The organism is Pseudothermotoga sp. (assembly GCF_031962025.1).
Lineage (GTDB): Bacteria > Thermotogota > Thermotogae > Thermotogales > DSM-5069 > Pseudothermotoga_B.
The window spans coordinates 1-2,291 of the sequence record NZ_JAVRKW010000026.1 but is presented as its reverse complement, the minus strand read 5'-3'; the positions used below and the strand labels follow the sequence as shown (position 1 = coordinate 2,291).

The 2,291-nt window shown below is 42.4% G+C and carries 3 protein-coding genes; all 3 read left to right on the top strand.

Going from position 1 to position 2,291, the window contains the following annotated elements; all coding sequences use genetic code 11:
• On the top strand, window positions 1-956 hold a 956-nt coding region (locus AC4E92_RS09825; protein ID WP_490240418.1), incomplete at its 5' end, for an ABC transporter permease.
• A complete protein-coding gene (locus AC4E92_RS09820) occupies window positions 953-1,837 on the top strand; it encodes an ABC transporter permease (RefSeq protein WP_490240417.1) in 885 nt (294 codons plus the stop codon). The genes AC4E92_RS09825 and AC4E92_RS09820, both read left to right, overlap by 4 nt.
• 4 nt (window positions 1,838-1,841) lie before the next feature.
• Window positions 1,842-2,291, top strand: a 450-nt coding sequence (locus tag AC4E92_RS09815) for a MurR/RpiR family transcriptional regulator (RefSeq protein ID WP_490240416.1), incomplete at its 3' end; no start/stop codon positions are given.

The following is a 2,291-nucleotide window of genomic DNA, read 5'->3' as shown; positions in this document are numbered from 1 at the left end:
CAACGATAATCATACTCACGAGCAAAAACCCGCTGACGGCGATCAGATGGTTCTACCTTGGTCCTGTGAGCAACATCTATTTTTTTGGCAATATGCTGAGCGGTTCGATACCACTTATCCTGACCGGACTTGGTGCACTGATCGCTTTTTCATCAGCCACTTTCAACCTTGGACTCGATGGTCAACTGTATTTTGCTACACTGTGTGCGACCTATGTGGCACTCTACTTCACAGGAGCAAACATCGTAACGACTTTGCTGACGGCTTTTGTCACTGGCGGATTGATAGGATTTTTCTGCGGTCTTTTGAAGGTTTTTTTCAAAGTGGATGAACTTTTATCTTCGTTTCTGATAGGACAGGCTTTGATTCACGTCACAGATTATTTCTTGAACGGTCCACTGAGAGACCCTCTGGCTGGTCTTTCAGCGTCAAAATATATCAACAGCTCCATGATGTTCTCAAAGATACTGCCACCTTCAGATCTTCACACCGGTATTTTCATAGCAGTTGCATTGGCTGTTGCAATTTATCTTATCATGCAGTTTTCAACCTTTGGATATCAGGTAAAAGTGACCGGCTCAAGCCATGATTTTGCCAGTTATGGCGGAATTAAGGTTTGGAAGATATGGCTTTTGACGCTGTTTTTGAGCGGTGGAATGGCTGGTCTTGGTGGAATCGTAGATGTTCTGGGTGTACACGGGCGTATGGTGAAAGGTTTTTCATTTGGTTATGGCTTTAACGGCATAGCCGTTGCGCTGATTGCAAGGAATAACCCGATCTTTGTCATACCATCTGCATTGCTTTTTTCGTACCTTGAGATAGGAGCACAGATCAGTTCAATCATGTCAGATATCACACCGGAAATTTCAAAAATCGTTCAATCCACAATATTCTATCTGATCACTGCTGAATCACTGGTGGATTTTTTGGTCAGAAAGAAGGTTACAGGATCATGATAGCCGATTTTATCCATTCAGCGATCAGCTCGTCTGTTCCAATAATTCTCGCCGCTCTGGGTGCGATGTTCACACATTTAGTGGGACAGTTGAATATAGCCATCGAAGGCATGATGCTGACCTCAGCGTTTATAGCCGTATACGTTGCGGATAAAACAGCGAGCCTGCTGATATCCATTCTGGCATCCATTGGAATTTGCTGCATTTATGCAGTTCTACTCGTCCTTGCCGGAAAACTAAAAGCGAATATCTTCGTTGCGGGATTGGCGGTCAATCTGTTTGCAAGCGGGCTGGTCAGTTTTCTCATGGTGCTTCTTTTTGGTTCAAAGGGTACGGTTGTGTCGAAAAATACGCCGGCTCTGGATAAAATAAACCTGCCAGTCATCGGTGATCTTCCTTTTATCGGTAAGATTTTGAGCGGTTACAATCTTTTGGAATATGTGACCTTTTTATTGATCTTTGTCTGCTATATACTGATCCACAAGACCACTCTGGGATATCAGATCAGGGCTGTTGGGAAAAATGCGAATATCGCAAAAGATCTTGGCATAGATGTACATAGAATGATAGTCATAAGTTTTTTTCTGAGCGGTGTTTTTTCCGCTCTTGCAGGTGCAGTTTTATCATTACCCATGAGATCTTTCGTGTCTGGTATGAGTAACAATCGTGGATGGATTGCACTCGTTGCCGTCATAGTCGGTGGTGAAAGTGTTTTCATGGTCGTTCTGGCTTGTTTGATCTTTGGATTGTTCAGCTTTCTTTCCAATTTTCTACAGCTTTTTTCAAAAATTCCAGCCGAGTTTTTGATGACTATTCCATATATCTTTACGACCGTAACCATAGTGCTGTATGCTTATTCCAGAAAGGACAAAGCGGGGTAAGAGTATGGGCGTCGTGAGTGTCTTCCAGAGTATGAAAGATTTATTACCAGCCCTGAGTGAATCACACGCAAGAATAGCAAAGCTCATCATAGAACAACCAGAAAAGATTTTGCAGATGAACATCATCGAACTTGCCCGTTTATGCAACGTTTCTCCTTCTACAATCGTTGATTTGTGCAAAAAACTGGGCTTTTCGGGATTTAGAAACCTTAAGATCGCTATCGCTCAGGAAATAAATTTGCTCCAGACTATGAGACCAGATCCATCCAGAATAAGTCAGATAACTAGGGACTTTTTCGGGTTCGTCTTTTCAGAATTGAAAGAATCAATTCAGCTTGTGAGTGAAGATCAAATAAAAAATGCGGCGGAAACGATTCTAAAAAGCAAAGTGATAGAAATTCTCGCTTATGGATTCGATGGTGTTGCGGGCAAGGATCTGTTTTTGAAACTGAAG

Coding starts and splice junctions, on each gene's coding strand:
- AC4E92_RS09820 (WP_490240417.1), top strand. CDS start 953: ATGATAGCCGATTTTATCCATTCAGCGATCAGCTCGTCTGTTCCAATA.